The sequence below is a fragment of the Mesorhizobium sp. BHscii genome, assembly GCF_053848065.1.
In genome coordinates, this window is sequence record NZ_JBSPKW010000013.1 from 122,317 (window position 1) to 136,974 (window position 14,658).

Consider the following 14,658-nt stretch of genomic DNA (forward strand, 5'->3'; position numbering starts at 1 on the left):
CAGGGAGCGCCAGCTCTTTGGCGTCCCCTCGTACTATGTTGCTCAATGGAGGATGTAGCTATGAGAACCGCATTCGACTTTTCCCCGCTTTATCGGTCGAGCATCGGTTTCGACCGCGTCTTCAACCTACTGGAAAACGCGCCTCAGGCAGTCGACAGCTGGCCGCCTTATGACATCGAGCGAAGCGACGAGAACACCTACCGCGTGAAGATCGCCGTCGCCGGCTTCTCCGAAGACGATCTCGACATCAGCCACGAGCCCAACCTTCTGATCGTCTCGGGCGAGCGCAAGGAACTGGGCACAGTGGAATATCTGCATCGCGGCCTTCCGGTGCGGCCGTTCACACGGCGCTTTGAGCTTGCCGATCACATGACGGTCACCGGCGCCTCGCTCAACAACGGCCTGCTGACGATCGACCTTGTGCGCGAAGTGCCCGAGGAGATGAAGCCGCGTCGCATTGCAATCGCCAAGCAAGGCGGTGCGCCGAAGGCCGGGCAGGTCGAGAAGCCGAAGCAGGCCGCCTAAGCGAAGGCGATCCCTGACGTCGCCTTTGGCACAACCAGTCGAGAAAGGAGAACATCAATGGCTATTCGTGATCTCATTCCGTGGGGCCGGGAGAACAGTCCGGTTCCCAGCTTCTATCGTGACGATGACCGGGACCCGTTCATGGCGTTGCATCGCGAGATGAACCGCATGATCGACGACGCGTTCCGCGGTTTCGAAACGCGCATGCCGTCGCTCAGCGGATTTTCGTCGGCGCGCGCCAGCTGGCCGAGTGTTGAAATCTCAGACAGCGAGAAGGAGATCCGCGTGACCGCCGAAATCCCCGGCATGGACGAGAAGGACGTCGAGGTGCTGCTCGATGACGGCGTGCTGACGCTGCGCGGCGAGAAGCGCTCCGAGACCGAGGACAAGGACAGGCACTTCTCCGAGCGGTTCTACGGCCGCTTCGAGCGCCGCATCCCGCTCGGCTACGAGGTCGAGGAGGACAAGGTGAATGCCGCCTTCCACAACGGCGTGCTCAGCGTGACCCTGCCCAAGACCCAGCGCGCGCAGACGAAGGCCAAGCGCATCGCCATCAGTGGCAGCAAAGTCAGTTCTGGCGGAAGCAAGCACTGACGACATCGGCAGCCGGACGCGCACGCGCCCGGCTGCGCCGGACACCTTAGAACGACAGCCCTACCAGCATCAACTTCCTGCAGCGGGCTTGCCTTGACGTTCTTCAGCGCGGTCAACAGATAGTCCTGCATCGTCGCCTGAAGGTTTGTCGTGGCGGTGCGTACTGCCGCCATCGCGTCCTTCACCGCCGCTTCGTCGAAGGGCGAAGCCTGCTGCGCCGCCGCCAGATTGGTCCGCGCCATGCGCAGCTCGCGCAATGCCGCCAAGGTGCGCGGACGATTTGCGAGGCGGATGCTGCGAGAATTCCTTCCTCACCTCGGGCGAAAACCGTGTTGCTGTCCGGGCCGGTGAAACTGCGGGCCGAGCGGCCACGGAAACGACCCAGACGCAGGAAGCCCCCTACGCGCGCCGGCGAAAAATTCACACCGGCAGCCGGTTTCGGCGTCTTATCTAGTCAAGCAAACTCACGATTTGCAGGATTAGGACCAACAGCACAAAGCCAAGGACACACGCAAAGACCCAAAAAGACGGTGCGTTGCTGTCTGCCCACGGCTTTCTCCCTGAAAGCGCACCCATCCACCAATACGAACGTTTGTCTCAAAAGTTTGCTTGAGGCCCGGCGGAGAGGGGGCAAACATGACTCAGGCAAAAGAATCTCCTGACAAGGTGTTCCTTTACGAGGGCGGTTACATCATTCATCCGGAGGATGCATGGATATTAGAAAGTTCTAATAATTACTCCCGAGCGGCGGAACCTCCGGGTTCCTGCTGCGGATCGGGCTGCAACCCGATCGGGCCCGCGCTCTCCGCCAGAGGCGCGGGCTTCATTTGTTCAGCCGATGCGCCAGGCGGCGCGGAGGCCGCATATTGAATATCTACGGGAGCATTAGTAGCAGAAGTCGCTACCGTGGCGTTCCTGGCATCCAGGCAACGGAGCCCGTCATCCGAAAGGGTGGCGGGCTTTCGTTTCGATTATCGAACTGCTGAAGCACGTCTACAGAACAGGGCCTAACTCCATCACAACGAAAGCGGTGACACCCAGCACGACGAGTGCATAGGCCGCATAGAGAACAAGCAGCAAAACTTCAAGGTCGCGGAAAGAGGTTCTGGAAGCCCTGATCTGTTGAGGCTCTGTTTTCTCGATAAGGTCGGCTTGGGGTGGTTCTGCTGTCGCGACGACATAGACAATCCGGTCGTGCTCGGCTGCCTGCAATATCCGGTCCGCGATATCGAGAGCGATCACTGGATCATCGGTCAGCTGATCTCCAGCTATTCGGTATTCAGTAACGGTCTGGACCTCGCGTTTCCCCATGCACGATAATAGCCTCATTTAAATTAGGTTCCACTAAAGTGCAGCCGTTTGCGGCCGGCCCGGTCGTCGTGTGACCAGGCGTGAACAATCCTGGGCCGCAATACCCGGCCCCGCGTCCTCCAATCAAACGGCGCGGGCCTTTCTATCGCCTATCACGGGCGCCATTGCTGGCAAGTCGCGATGCTAAAGCCGCATATAGACCCCGAACCGGGAGCCATTCCGCGCGTGGGCAACGCATCTGGCGCGTGCCGCTGGATGACGACGAACGGCTTTCGATACCTTCTTGCTGATGGTGCACCGAACTAACCTTGTTGCCGTAAGTGGCTCGCCAGTCCGATGCTAACAAAGCATCATCCCCAATGAGCCCCGCCCGACTATGCCGAGCTGCCATCCTGAGGGCGTCGTTGCGCCGCCGGCCCTCGCCAGCAGTGCTGGTCGCCCTATAGCTGAGATGGGCCCGCCCCCTTCTCAGCGCCCCCTTCTCAGCGCCCCCTTCTCAGCGCTCCCTTCTCAGCGCCTTTTCTCAGATCGCCTCGCGCTTCCGTTTCCGGCGTGGCGACCAGCAAGGCCGCGGCGGCGTTGGCGGCGGCGATGGCGGCCTCGACCTGATGCCCGCGGGCAAGGCCTGCCGCGAACGCGCCGACGAACTCGTCGCCGGCGCCATGGGTGCTGACGACCTTCACCGGGATCGCCGCCAGCGCGAACGCCTGGCCGTCGCGGTCGCAATAGGCAACGCCCTCCCCGCCCGCCGTGACGATCGCGGCCGGGTAGAAGTCGACCAGCATGCGTGCCGCCTCGGCAGCCCCCTCGAGCGTGTCGACGACCGGAATGCCGGCCAGAAATTCCGCCTCGATGGCGTTAACGATAACGATATCGGTGAGTGCGATCAGTTCGCCGGTCAGCTTTCGCGCGGGCGCGGCGTTGAGCACGATCCGACCACCGTGTCTCCTCACCGCCCGCGCTGCGGCAATGTTGGCGGCTTCAGGCACCTCGTTCTGCAGCAGCAGCACCGCCGTGTGCGCAACCATCTCGGTCGCGGCGGCGATGTCCTTCTCGCCCAAGGTGAGATTGCTGCCTGAGACGATCACGGCGCCATAGTCGCCGCCGTCGTCGAAGATCGCCACGCTCATGCCGGAGCCGGCGCCAGGCGCGACCCGCACGAAGCGGCTGTCGACGCCTTTGCGTTCGAGATTACCGAGAAGCACGCGGCCGAAATCGTCATCGCCAACGGCGCCGATCATCGCCGAGCGCACGCCGGCCCGCGCGGCCGACACCGCCTGATTGCCGCCCTTGCCGCCACATTTCGGCTGCCAGGCATGGCCGGTCACAGTTTCGCCTTTGCGCGGGCGGTCGGGGGCTTCGACCATGATGTCGTAATGCAGGCTGCCGAACACGGTGACCAGCGGCGGGGAAGCCGTCATGTGCCCCTGTCCCGGCGTTTCGACGTCACCGCCGACATGGTACGGCCGAGATTGCGCTCCGCCGCTTGGTAATCGCGCTGCGCCACCGCGACGAACAGCGCGTCGAGAATGTTGAGTTGGGCAATGCGTGCCGCCGCGTTCTCGCCCATCAATGGCGAGCCCTGCGCGGTCGAGCACAGCACGATGTCGGCGACGGCGGCCAGCGGCGAGTTGGCATAGTTAGTGATCGCCAGCGTCCGCGCCCCGCTCTTGCGGGCGAGGTGGATGGCGTCGATGACGGCGCTGGTGTTGCCGGAATGCGAGAAGCCGACGGCGATGTCGTCGGCGCCAAGCAGCGATGCCGACATCAGCATCATGTGCGAATCGTCGTAGACTGATGCGCGGATGCCGATGCGCAGGAATTTGTGCGAGACGTCGCGCGCGATCTGCGCCGAGCCGCCGACGCCATAGAAATCACGGTTCTTGGCGCGGTAGAGAAGATTGGCGGCGCGGTCGAAATCGTCCATGTCCAGGATGGCCAGCGTTTCCTCCAACGCCTGGATGGAGGTGCGGAATACCTTCTGTACGATCTCGGCCGAACTGTCGTCGACCGACAGCTCCTGGTGCATTTCGGCGGTCGGCAGGCGGCTGTACTCATAGACCGCGGTGCGGAAGTCGCGATAGCCGGAAAAACCCAGCTTCTTGGCGATCTTGACGACCATCGCTTCCGACACGCCGGCCTCCTCGGCGATCTGCTTGAGCGGAATGCTCTCGTCGAAGCCGCGCCGCCCGAACACGGTTTCCACCACCTTGGCCTCGAGCGGCGTCAGATGCGGCATCATCATGCGAATCCGCGGTCCTACTGCTTTCAGATCCAGGCTGGTCAAGGTCATCCACGTCCCCTCGTCACGCGATCGATGAGCATCGCGGCGAGGATTATAAGGCCAGTTGCCAGGAGCTGATAGAAGGACTGGACATTCATCAGCGTCAGGCCGTTGCGCATGGAGCCGAGGATGACGGCGCCCAGAATGGTGCCGACCACGCTGCCCTTGCCGCCCATCAGCGAGGCGCCGCCGATGGCCGCCGCGGCAATCGCATCGAGCTCCCAGAGATTGCCGAGAATGGGCTCAGCAGCACCCAGCCGGCCAATCAGGATCTGCGCGGCAAGGGCCGCCAGCAGGCCCGAGATCATGTAGGCGGCGATCTTGGTGCGGGCGATCGGCACGCCGGCTATGTAGGCGGCCTCCTCGTTGCCGCCGACGGCGAGCAGATATTCGCCGAACGGCGTCTTCTTGAGGATGATCCAGGCGATCAGCGCGACCACGGCAACGATGATGACCGCCAATGGCAATCCGAACAAAGATCCGTTGAAGATGGCGCGGAAGCCGGCAGGCAGGCCGAGCACCGGGTTGCCGCCGGTATAGATCAGCGCCAGCGCCCGGTAGGTGCTGAGCGTTCCCAGCGTGACGATGAAAGGTTGCAGCCCGACATAGGCGACCAGCACGCCGTTGAGCAGCCCGCAGACGAGGCCGATGGCGAAGCCGGCGGCGATGGCCAGCGGAAACGGCACGCCGGCAACCAGCATAGACGCCGAGATGACGGCCGAAAGAGCCGCCGTCGGTCCGACCGACAAATCGATGCCGCCCGAGATAATCACCAGCGTCATGCCCAACGCCAGGCAGGCGTTAATGCTCGACTGCTGCAGGATGTTGATCAGATTGCGCTCAGCAAAGAAGCCCGGGACCAGCGCACCGAAGACGGCGAGGATCACCACCAGGCCGATCAGCGTGCCGGCGTCGCGCACGGAAAACCGGTGCAGGAAATCCGCCCGTGGCCGGGCTGCTGTATGTTCCGTTACATCAGTCATCCGCTGGTCCTGTCTGTTACGCCGACGTGGCGCGCCGTGCCGGCCCTCGCTTCCGATTGGGGTATGGCATGCGCCGCGATTGCCTGTTCGCTGAGATCAGCCCGGCCGAGTTCGGCGGCAACCGTGCCGTCGCGCATGACCAGCACGCGGTCGGCGAGCCGGATCACCTCGGGAAGCTCGGACGACACGACGACGACCGAATGGCCTTCGGCGGCGAGCTCCTCGATCAAATGATAGATCTCCGCCTTGGCGCCGACATCGATGCCGCGCGTCGGCTCATCGAACAAAAGGATGCGCGTTCCCGCCGCCAACCAGCGCCCGATGATCGCCTTCTGCTGGTTGCCGCCGCTGAACAGCCGGATCGGCCGGTCGAGCAGGAATGGCCTGAGATTGACCCGCTTCATCTTCTCAGCCGCGATCCGCTTCAGCCTGGTGTGATCGATGATGCCGCGCGGTGCGAACACGCCCATCGACGCCAGCGCCATATTGCTGGAGATCGACCGCAACGGCACGATGCCTTCGCGCTTGCGCTCCTCCGGCACCAGGCCGATACCGGCGGCGATGGCGTCGCGCGGATTGGAAAGTTTGATCGCCTTGCCGTCGATCTCGACCGTGCCTGATGAGGCGCGGTCGGCGCCGGCCAGCAGCCGCAGCAGTTCGGTGCGGCCCGAGCCGACCAGGCCGGCAATGCCCAGCACCTCGCCGCGATGCAGATCGAACGAGACGTCATGGACCTTGGTTGCCGAGGCGAGGCAACGCACGCTCAGCCTGACCTCGCTGGATGCGTGCGAGCGGTGCTGTTCCTGGGCAAGCTCGCGGCCGACCATCATCGAAACGACGGCCTTTTCCGACACCTGCGCGAGATTGACCGAATCGACCACGACGCCGTCGCGCATGATGGTGGCGCGTTGGCAGATGCCGAACACCTCGTCCAGCTTGTGCGAGACATAGACGACCGCGACACCGTCGCGGGCCAGGCCGGCAATGACTTCGGCCAGTCGCTCGAACTCGCTCGGCGTCAGGCTCGATGTTGGCTCGTCCATCGCCACGATGCGCGCACGATCGAGCAGCGCCCGGGCGATCTCGACGATCTGCCGCTGCGCGACTTTCAGGCTGCCGAGCGGAGCTGCCGGATCGATCGTCGGGTCTATGGCGGCAAGGGCTTCCGCGGCGCGGCGTTCCTGCTCGCGCCGTGCGACGAAGATGCCGCCGCGCGTCAGCGGATGGCCGAGGAACATGTTCTGGGCGACGCTGAGGTGCGGCACCTGCTGCAATTCCTGATGGATCATGGCGACGCCCGCTGCGCGCGCCGCGACCGGGTTGTTCAGCGCTACCGGTCTGCCGTCGATCAGCACGCTTCCGGCTGTCGGCCTGTAGACCCCCGACAGGATGCGCAGCAGCGTCGATTTGCCGGCGCCGTTCTCACCGAGCAGGCCATGGATTTCGCCGCCGCCGACCGAAAAAGACACATCGCCAAGCGCCCGCACGGCCGGAAACATCTTGGAAATGCCCTCGAATTGCAGCCGGGGGATCACGGACATTGGTTCTATTCTCCAGGCAAAGGGCGCCAGCCGAAGGGCCGGCACCCGTAGTCCTGCCCCTTAATTGCCCGCTGCCGCGTCCTCGAGCAGCGCCTTGCGCACGGCGTCGCCGGCGCCGGAATAACGGTCGGCATTGTCCCTGGTGATCAGCGCCTGCGGCGTGGCGACGACACGCGGCAGCTTCTGCCCGGCCACCAGTCGCAGCGCCGATTCCAGCGCCACCTCGCCGGTCAGCACCGGGAAGCTATCGACGGTGCCGGTCAGCTCCCCGGCGCGGATCGAGGCATAGGCGTCGGAGATGCCGTCGGTGCCGAAGACGGCGACCTTGTCCTGCAGCCCGGCGGCCTTGACCGCCTCAACGATGCCCAGCGCCATGCCGTCATTGTTGGCATAGAAGCCGATCAGGTCGGGGTGCTGTTGCAGGATGTTGGTGGCCGCGTCGTAGGAGGTCTGGCGATCCCAGTTGCCGGGGACGCTGGCGACGACCTCGAACTTGCCGGCCTCGGTGATCGTGGTCTTGAAGCCGTGGGTGCGCTGGACGGCGGCATAGACGCCGGCCTGGCCTTCGACGATGGCGACCTTGCCGCCATCCGGCCGGTTCTTGATGAACCATCTGGCGACGCGCACGCCATTGTCGCGCTGGACATTGCCGACATAGTGCTCGGCCTGCGGGATGACCGCGTCATTGACGTTGACCACCGGCACGTTGGCGGCCTTGGCCTGTTCCATGATCGGCTGCAGGTTGGAGTCGGTCTGCGGCGAGACGAGCAGCACGTTGTAGCCTTGCGTGACCAGGCCTTCGGCGATTGTGAGTTGGCCGAGCTGGTCGCCCTCGCTCTGCGCCGCCTGGTAGACGACGGGAACAGCGACGCGGTCGCCGAACGACTTGTAGCCCTCACCCAGCGAGCGCCAGTATTCGTTGGTCAGCGTCTTGGAGACTGCGCCGGCCCTGGTGCCGTCGGGCAGCTTGGGGAACGCACCGAACTTGGCCTCGAGCTGCGACCAGTCGATCCGATCCTTCTCGGTGTCGGAATTGAGCGGCGCAAGGTCCGCGGAAAAAGCCGAGCCGATGGACAGCGCCATCAGGGCAGCGGCAGCGGTGGCAAGCAGAAATTTCATGGTCTTCCTCCCTTGTTGAAAACGGCGCCGGCCTCAGCTGTCCGGTCCGAGCATGGCTTCCTGGATGATGGCCTGCGATGCGACCGCGTCCTGACGCTCGACGGCGGTGGACAGGCGGTTGTCCTTTTCCAGCCGATCAACGACGCGCAGCATGCGCTTGACGGTCGCGATGTTGACTTCGCATTCGTGGACCGGATCGAGCCCGGTCATGTCGGGAAACGTGTCGAAGTAGATGGCGCCGGCGTAGCCGTCGCGGCGGATCTGCCTGAGCAGCTCGATCGTCTGCAGCGTATGCACCGCGCCGACCATCAGGCCGTCGTCGCGCTTGGCGTAGCCGTCGTTGAGATGGACGCCGAGCAGCTTGCTGTGGCGCGCGACGAGTGCTGCGGCAAAGGCCGGCTGCTCGTCGGCATAGAGCACATGGGCGAAATCAAGCGTCACGCCGAGATTGGGCAGGGCGATCTCGCGGATGGCCAGCAATGTCGTCGCCGCGTCGGGCATCAGGCTGTAGGAGCGCGGCTCATTGGGCTTGTATTCCAGGCTGATCTGGCAATCGGGGTCGTGCGCTGCAACTTCACGAATCCCATCAATCTCGTGTTGCCAGAGCGCGGCGTAATCGGCCTGGAAGGCATAATCGAAGCCGTCCTGCCCGAGCCACAGCGTCATCAGATTGGTGCCGGCCTCACGAGCGGCATCGATGCCAGCCTTGGTCAGGTCGATGGCTTCGCGGCGAACCGCGGGATCAGGATTGGTGAAGGCGCCGAGCTTGAAGGCCGGATTGGAGTAGTAGCGCATGGCAAAACCATTGACGGAAAGGCCGATGTCGCCGAGCTTTCGCGCCATTTCCGCAGGTTTTTCATCGACATGATCGGGAAAGTTGAGGTCGAGGTCGGTCAGCCCCGCAACCTTCGCAGCACGCGCCGCCATCTGCAGCATGGACGGCTTGCCGATAAGATCCGGCCATTCGGCCTGTGGCCGCGAGGCAAAGGAATTGAGGCGTGTGGCGAAACGATTGGCTGTCATGGATGATCCTTCGGTGGACATAACTTCACATATGCACGAATATTTGTAAAGTAGCCATTTGAGAGGTGAGCCATGCCCACCAAACGGCGGCAGCTGTTTCGATCCGGCATGATGGCGGCCGCAGAGCGTGCACCAGGAAGAGAGCGGACTGCCAATAAACTGGTTTCGGCCCGCGTCCACGCAGCTTTAAGCGGAGTTGTTGCCGCTTTCGCGAAACGGTAACAACGCACGTGCAGCGGATTCCCCGCACATGCCAGGCGCTCTATTCCGAGCTTGCACAGCGGTCGCTTGTTGCCTCGGCCAGCGCTGCTGATCGTAACCATGTACAACCGCTCGCCGCCCTTGCGTCTTGCGCGCCAATTGACCATCCTCGCAGACGTTAGTTGCACCGCGGCCGGGGGGTTCGCACATGCCGACGCTTTATGCGCTCAAACCGGCCTTCCAGGCGAAGCTGCGGCCGCTCGCCGACCGGCTGGCCGGAGCCGGCGTCACCGCCAACCAGATCACGCTACTGGCTGCCGCCCTGTCGGTCGCCACCGGCATTCTGGTCGCGGCCCTTGCCGGCCATCGCGCGATCTTCATCCTGATGCCGGTGGTGCTGTTTGCGCGCATGGCGCTCAACGCCATCGACGGCATACTCGCGCGGGAACATGGTCAGGCCTCGAAGCTTGGCATGTACCTCAACGAACTCTGCGACGTCGTCTCAGACCTCGCGCTGATCCTGGCCTTTGCCGCTCTCTTCCCCGCCTGGGGCGTCGTCGCCTTTGTCATCACGGCAGTGCTTGTGGAATTCGCCGGTGTGCTCGGCATCGCTGCGGGCACGGGGCGCAATTATGCCGGGCCGTTCGGCAAGAGCGATCGGGCGCTGGCGCTCGGCATCGTCGCCTTCCTCATCGCCTGCGGCCTATGGGTGGAAGCGATCACGCCGTTTGTGTTTCCGGCAATGGCTACACTCTCGCTGGTGACCGCCATCAACCGGATACGCAGCGGCCTTAACGGGAGCGGTGGCTGAAATTCCGGTCGCATCCGCCAGGGGAACAACATGCTTCATGAACCAACGATTGCCGCTTCCGCAAGTGAGCAGCGGGTGGCGCAGGAGCGCACCTTCCGCACGCATGACGGCACCGAGATCTTCTACCGCTACTGGCCGGCGGTCGGGCGACCTGCCAAGGGCGCGGTCCTGCTGTTCCACCGCGGCCACGAGCATGGCGGCCGCATGGCGCATCTGGTCGACGAACTCGACATGCCCGACCATGCCTTTTATGCCTGGGACGCGCGCGGCAATGGCCGCTCGGCCGGCGAACGCGGCTATGCGCCGTCCTTTGCCGCGCTGGTGCGCGACATCGATTGTTTCGTGCGCGAGATCGGCAGAGACGGGTTCGGCCAGCGCGACATCGCGCTGATCGCCCAATCGTTCGGCGCGGTGCTCGCCGCCGCCTGGGTGCATGATTATGCACCGCAGATTCGCGCTGTGGTGCTGGCCTCGCCGGCCTTTTCGGTCAAGCTCTACGTGCCCTTCGCCAAGCAAGGCATTGCGCTGTGGCAGAAGATCAAGGGCCGCTTCTTCGTCAATTCCTACGTCAAGGCCAAGTTCCTGACGCATGACCCCGAGCGCATCGTCTCCTTCGAGGCCGATCCGCTGATCACGCGGCCGATCGCGTCCAACATCCTGGTCGAGCTCTACGATCACGCCGCGCGTATCGTCGCCGACGCCCGCGCCATCACCGTGCCGACGCAATTGCTGATCTCCGGCAGCGACTGGGTGGTGCGGCATAGACCTCAGCACGAGTTCTTCGTCAATCTCGCCAGCCCGGCCAAGGAGCGGCATGTGCTGCCCGGCTTCTTCCACGACACGCTCGGCGAACGCGAACGCCGCAAGGCACTCGATCTGATCAAGCCGTTCCTCGAAAGACAGTTCGCGACCCCGGAGAAGCCGGTCGACCTGACCGCGGCCGACCGCGCCGGCTTCACACGCGACGAGGCCGACCGGCTCGCCTCGCCGCTCGCCCTGCTGTCGCCGAGGGGCCTCTACTGGGCAATGAGCCGCGCCTCGATCCGCATGGGCGCCTGGCTGTCGTCAGGCATGAAGACGGGAATTGCCACCGGCTTCGATTCCGGCTCGACTCTCGACTATGTCTACGAGAACGAGGCGCGGGGCCACGGTCCGCTCGGCCGCATGATCGACCGCACCTTTCTCGACGCCATCGGCTGGCGTGGCATCCGCCAGCGCAAGCTGCACCTGGAAGAGCTGATCGGCAGCGCCACTCGGACGCTGAAGGCCGGCCGGCCGGTCCATATCGTCGATATCGCCGCCGGCCACGGCCGCTACGTGCTCGACGCCGTCGCCAAATGCACTGAGCCGCCGGCCAGCGTGCGGCTGCAGGATTTTTCCGACCTCAACGTTTCGCTCGGCCGCAAGCTGATCGCCGAGCGGCACCTGCCGACCAGCGTCTCGTTCCACCAGGCCGACGCATTCGACGCCCAAATGCTGGCCGGGCTCGATCCGGCGCCGGACCTGGCCATCGTCTCGGGACTTTACGAATTGTTTGCCGACAACGCCATGATCGCCCGCTCGCTCGGCGGGCTGGCCAAGGCGATGCAACCCGGCAGCCTGCTTCTCTACACCAACCAGCCCTGGCATCCGCAGCTCGAAATGATCGCGCGCAGCCTGACCTCGCATCGCGGCGGCCAGGCCTGGGTGATGCGTCGGCGCACGCAAGGCGAGATGGACCAGCTGGTGGCGGCGGCCGGCTTCGAAAAGCTCGACCAGCGCATCGACCAGTGGGGCATCTTCACCGTCTCGATCGCGCGGCGCGTCTGAGCATGGTCTTGCCAGTCCTTGGCGCCGCCGTTGCCGCGGCCCCTGCCCTTTCTGCCTCCGCGCGCGAGCCGTACGCCGGAATCGTGCTGCGCGCTGCGTTGTGGCTGGCGTTTCTGGCGCCGTTCTTCTACGTGACCTACGGCTTCGCCAACTGGCTGGCGTCGCAGCGCGACGATGTCGGCAGCATCGTCTTTGCCTGGGAGCGCGGCATCCCGTTCATCGCCTGGACGATCGTGCCCTATTGGTCGATCAACCTGTTCTACGGCCTGTCGCTGCTGTTGAACGATACCAAGCGCGGCGTCGGCCGGCTCGCCGGCCGTTACCTCACGGCGCAGATCATCGCCGTCGCCTGTTTCATCCTGTTCCCGCTGACGGCGACCTTCATGCGGCCGCAGACATCAGGCCTGCCGGGGTTCATGTTCGCGGTGCTCGGCGGCTTCGACAAGCCGTTCAACCAGGCGCCGTCGCTGCACATCGCGCTGCTTGTCATCATTTGGGATCATTGGCGCTGTCGGCTCAAAGGCCTGGCCGCCATCGTCTGGCACGTCTGGTGTTTCCTGATCGGCGCCTCGGTGCTGACGACATGGCAGCACCATGTCATCGATATCCCGACCGGCGCTTTGCTCGGCTTCTTCGCCCTGTGGCTGTTCCCGCGCGACGGCGAATTGCCGTTCGCCGGCTTCCGGCTGACCGCCGATCCCAAGGCACGGCGGCTGTCGCTGTTCTACGCGCTCGTCGCAGCGCTGGCACTGGCCGGCGCCGTTGCCGGCGCCTTCGTCTCGGCGCTGTGGCTCATCCTGCTGTGGCCGGCGCTGGCGCTGGCCATCGTCGCCTTCGCCTATGTCGGAGCCGGCGCCAAAGTGTTCCAGAAAGCGGCCGATGGCAGCGTCTCGCTGGCCAGCCGTGTTTTGCTGCTGCCTTACCGGCTTGGCGCCAAGATCAATGTGTGGGCGTGGACGCGCAAGCTGCCGCCGCATGTCGCGATCGCCGACGGCGTCTTCCTCGGCCGCTTTCCCACCGCCGCCGAGGCCGACGCTTTCGGCACGGTAATCGACCTTGCCGGCGAGTTGGAAAGCCCGCGCGGCGTCACCTGCCGCTGGACGGCTGTCGCCATGGTCGATCTTTTGCCGCCCTCGCAAGCGGCGCAAACGCAAGCGGTGGCGGCGATCGAGGCGGCCCGCGGCCACGGCACCGTGCTAGTCTGCTGCGCGCTCGGCTTCCAGCGCAGCGCCGCCATCATCGCCAACTGGCTGGTTGCCAGCGGTCGCTCGCCAACGCCGGCGCAGGCGCATAAGCGACTAACGGCATCGGGCCGTCCGGTGCATCTTCGGATAGCGGCGGACGAGCCGGCATGAGTGCCCATCGAGACAAAGCCGAGGCCTTCGCCGCCAGCCTGATGACGCAGGCGGTGTGGCCGCTGCTGCTGGTGCTGGCCGCGTTGGTGGCCGCGCCGTTCATTGCCGTGGCAGCGCAGCCGCAGACGACGACGCTGGCGTCGGCGGCCTGGCTGGTCGCGGCAGCGAGCGGCATGGTCACCCTCGCCGTCTCGGCCCTGCTTGTCTTCGACGCGCTGCTGTTCTGGCTGATGGCGAGCCACATCAGCGAAGCCGCCGGCGGTGCCTCGGTCGACGACGTGCTGGCGCGCATGCGCGTCAAACCGGCCGCTGCCGGCATCCGCTCGCTCGACCGGCGCATCGCGGGCGCGCAGCGCCTGCTGATGAAGCAGCGCATCGCGCTCGGCCTGTTCGTGGCGGCATCCGCTGTCGCCTTGTCTTTCTGAGCCGGACGATGAGCAAGCTCGGCACAAGGACTTTCACCCTGCTGCAGACCGTGACCTCGGTCGGCCTATCGGCGCTGGCCTGGGCGGTGACCGGGGTGCGGCCGATCTGGAACGGCAGCAAGCCGTCGGACCGGCAGCGCATCTACTTCGCCAACCATGCCAGCCACGGCGATTTCATCCTGCTGTCTGCCTGCCTCAGCGAGAAGGAGCGCGCCCGCACCCATGCCGTCGCCGCCGCCGACTATTGGGGAAAATCACGGCTGCGCCGGTTCATCGCGCAGGACATGCTGTCCTCGGTGCTCATCCACCGGCAGTGGATCGATGAGGCTCAGAATCCGATCTCGATCATGCTGTCGGTGCTCGACGAGGGCCATTCGCTGATCATCTTCCCCGAAGGCACGCGCAACATGACAGACGAGCCACTGCTGCCGTTCCGCTCCGGCCTCTATAATCTCTCGATGGCGCGGCCCGACGTCGAACTCATCCCGTGCTGGATCGAGAACATGTCGCGGGTGCTGCCCAAGGGCCAATTCGTGCCGGTGCCGCTGCTCTGCCGCGTGGTCTTCGGCGCGCCGATCGCCATTGCGCCCGGCGAGGAACGCCGGGCCTTTCTCGACCGCGCCCGCAAGGCGCTGCTAGCGCTCAATCCCCGCCCGCTAAAAGACGACTAGAACAAC

At 64.7% G+C, this 14,658-nt stretch carries 14 protein-coding genes and 1 pseudogene; 7 read left to right on the forward strand and 8 right to left on the reverse strand.

Annotated elements, in window-relative coordinates; all coding sequences use genetic code 11:
• Positions 1 to 60: 60 nt before the first annotated feature.
• Both ACWTU7_RS19070 and ACWTU7_RS19075 read left to right on the forward strand, forming a co-directional pair.
• Positions 61 to 525 carry an Hsp20 family protein gene (locus ACWTU7_RS19070; RefSeq protein WP_095520913.1) on the forward strand — a complete coding sequence of 155 codons (465 nt, stop codon included), beginning with the start codon at positions 61 to 63 and terminating at the stop codon, positions 523 to 525.
• A 57-nt stretch (positions 526 to 582) separates the two neighbouring features.
• Positions 583 to 1,119, forward strand: coding sequence for an Hsp20/alpha crystallin family protein (locus ACWTU7_RS19075; RefSeq protein ID WP_127208507.1), 537 nt, complete (start codon positions 583 to 585; stop codon positions 1,117 to 1,119).
• Positions 1,120 to 1,280: 161 nt separating this feature from the next.
• On the opposite strand, the pseudogene ACWTU7_RS19080 reads toward ACWTU7_RS19075, so the two are convergent.
• The 8 genes and pseudogenes from ACWTU7_RS19080 to ACWTU7_RS19115 all read right to left on the reverse strand — a co-directional run.
• Positions 1,281 to 1,361 (reverse strand): annotated as a pseudogene (locus tag ACWTU7_RS19080) (periplasmic heavy metal sensor); the annotation flags it as partial.
• Positions 1,362 to 2,112: 751 nt separating this feature from the next.
• Entirely contained in the window at positions 2,113 to 2,430 is a 318-nt protein-coding gene (locus ACWTU7_RS19085; protein ID WP_455839540.1) for a hypothetical protein, read from the reverse strand.
• Between the two features lie 482 nt (positions 2,431 to 2,912).
• A complete protein-coding gene (locus ACWTU7_RS19090; protein WP_455839541.1) occupies positions 2,913 to 3,851 on the reverse strand; it encodes a ribokinase in 939 nt (312 codons plus the stop codon).
• Positions 3,848 to 4,723, reverse strand: coding sequence for a MurR/RpiR family transcriptional regulator (locus ACWTU7_RS19095; RefSeq protein ID WP_455839542.1), 876 nt, complete (start codon positions 4,721 to 4,723; stop codon positions 3,848 to 3,850). Before ACWTU7_RS19095 ends, ACWTU7_RS19090 begins: the two co-directional genes overlap by 4 nt.
• Positions 4,720 to 5,697 (reverse strand): ABC transporter permease, encoded by a 978-nt coding sequence (locus tag ACWTU7_RS19100; protein ID WP_455839543.1) that lies wholly within the window; start codon positions 5,695 to 5,697, stop codon positions 4,720 to 4,722. Before ACWTU7_RS19100 ends, ACWTU7_RS19095 begins: the two co-directional genes overlap by 4 nt.
• Positions 5,694 to 7,238: a sugar ABC transporter ATP-binding protein gene (locus ACWTU7_RS19105; RefSeq protein ID WP_455839544.1), complete on the reverse strand. Its 1,545-nt coding sequence runs from the start codon at positions 7,236 to 7,238 to the stop codon at positions 5,694 to 5,696. The genes ACWTU7_RS19100 and ACWTU7_RS19105 overlap by 4 nt, the downstream gene beginning before the upstream one ends.
• A gap of 60 nt (positions 7,239 to 7,298) precedes the next feature.
• A complete protein-coding gene (locus tag ACWTU7_RS19110; protein ID WP_455839545.1) occupies positions 7,299 to 8,357 on the reverse strand; it encodes a sugar ABC transporter substrate-binding protein in 1,059 nt (352 codons plus the stop codon).
• Positions 8,358 to 8,390: 33 nt separating this feature from the next.
• Positions 8,391 to 9,380, reverse strand: a complete 990-nt coding sequence (locus tag ACWTU7_RS19115; RefSeq protein ID WP_455839546.1) for a TIM barrel protein — start codon at positions 9,378 to 9,380, stop codon at positions 8,391 to 8,393.
• A gap of 409 nt (positions 9,381 to 9,789) precedes the next feature.
• On the opposite strand from ACWTU7_RS19115, the gene ACWTU7_RS19120 reads away from it, so the two are divergent.
• Genes ACWTU7_RS19120 through ACWTU7_RS19140 form a run of 5 tightly spaced genes read left to right on the forward strand, consistent with a single transcriptional unit; the run spans position 9,790 to position 14,652 of the window.
• Positions 9,790 to 10,392, forward strand: coding sequence for a CDP-alcohol phosphatidyltransferase family protein (locus ACWTU7_RS19120; RefSeq protein ID WP_455839547.1), 603 nt, complete (start codon positions 9,790 to 9,792; stop codon positions 10,390 to 10,392).
• Positions 10,393 to 10,422: 30 nt separating this feature from the next.
• Entirely contained in the window at positions 10,423 to 12,201 is a 1,779-nt protein-coding gene (locus ACWTU7_RS19125) for a bifunctional alpha/beta hydrolase/class I SAM-dependent methyltransferase (protein ID WP_455839548.1), read from the forward strand.
• A gap of 2 nt (positions 12,202 to 12,203) precedes the next feature.
• Positions 12,204 to 13,556 (forward strand): phosphatase PAP2/dual specificity phosphatase family protein, encoded by a 1,353-nt coding sequence (locus ACWTU7_RS19130; RefSeq protein WP_455839549.1) that lies wholly within the window; start codon positions 12,204 to 12,206, stop codon positions 13,554 to 13,556.
• Positions 13,553 to 13,981, forward strand: a complete 429-nt coding sequence (locus ACWTU7_RS19135) for a hypothetical protein (RefSeq protein ID WP_455839550.1) — start codon at positions 13,553 to 13,555, stop codon at positions 13,979 to 13,981. The genes ACWTU7_RS19130 and ACWTU7_RS19135 overlap by 4 nt, the downstream gene beginning before the upstream one ends.
• Positions 13,982 to 13,989: 8 nt before the next feature.
• Positions 13,990 to 14,652, forward strand: a complete 663-nt coding sequence (locus ACWTU7_RS19140) for a lysophospholipid acyltransferase family protein (RefSeq protein ID WP_065008659.1) — start codon at positions 13,990 to 13,992, stop codon at positions 14,650 to 14,652.
• The last annotated feature ends 6 nt before the right edge of the window (positions 14,653 to 14,658 follow it).

Excerpts from the sequence above, each read along its gene's own strand:
- ACWTU7_RS19070 (WP_095520913.1), top strand. The coding sequence starts at position 61 with ATGAGAACCGCATTCGACTTTTCCCCGCTTTATCGGTCGAGCATCGGT.
- ACWTU7_RS19075 (WP_127208507.1), top strand. The coding sequence starts at position 583 with ATGGCTATTCGTGATCTCATTCCGTGGGGCCGGGAGAACAGTCCGGTT.
- ACWTU7_RS19085 (WP_455839540.1), bottom strand. The coding sequence starts at position 2,430 with ATGGGGAAACGCGAGGTCCAGACCGTTACTGAATACCGAATAGCTGGA.
- ACWTU7_RS19090 (WP_455839541.1), bottom strand. The coding sequence starts at position 3,851 with ATGACGGCTTCCCCGCCGCTGGTCACCGTGTTCGGCAGCCTGCATTAC.
- ACWTU7_RS19095 (WP_455839542.1), bottom strand. The coding sequence starts at position 4,723 with ATGACCTTGACCAGCCTGGATCTGAAAGCAGTAGGACCGCGGATTCGC.
- ACWTU7_RS19100 (WP_455839543.1), bottom strand. The coding sequence starts at position 5,697 with ATGACTGATGTAACGGAACATACAGCAGCCCGGCCACGGGCGGATTTC.
- ACWTU7_RS19105 (WP_455839544.1), bottom strand. The coding sequence starts at position 7,238 with ATGTCCGTGATCCCCCGGCTGCAATTCGAGGGCATTTCCAAGATGTTT.
- ACWTU7_RS19110 (WP_455839545.1), bottom strand. The coding sequence starts at position 8,357 with ATGAAATTTCTGCTTGCCACCGCTGCCGCTGCCCTGATGGCGCTGTCC.
- ACWTU7_RS19115 (WP_455839546.1), bottom strand. The coding sequence starts at position 9,380 with ATGACAGCCAATCGTTTCGCCACACGCCTCAATTCCTTTGCCTCGCGG.
- ACWTU7_RS19120 (WP_455839547.1), top strand. The coding sequence starts at position 9,790 with ATGCCGACGCTTTATGCGCTCAAACCGGCCTTCCAGGCGAAGCTGCGG.
- ACWTU7_RS19125 (WP_455839548.1), top strand. The coding sequence starts at position 10,423 with ATGCTTCATGAACCAACGATTGCCGCTTCCGCAAGTGAGCAGCGGGTG.
- ACWTU7_RS19130 (WP_455839549.1), top strand. The coding sequence starts at position 12,204 with ATGGTCTTGCCAGTCCTTGGCGCCGCCGTTGCCGCGGCCCCTGCCCTT.
- ACWTU7_RS19135 (WP_455839550.1), top strand. The coding sequence starts at position 13,553 with ATGAGTGCCCATCGAGACAAAGCCGAGGCCTTCGCCGCCAGCCTGATG.
- ACWTU7_RS19140 (WP_065008659.1), top strand. The coding sequence starts at position 13,990 with ATGAGCAAGCTCGGCACAAGGACTTTCACCCTGCTGCAGACCGTGACC.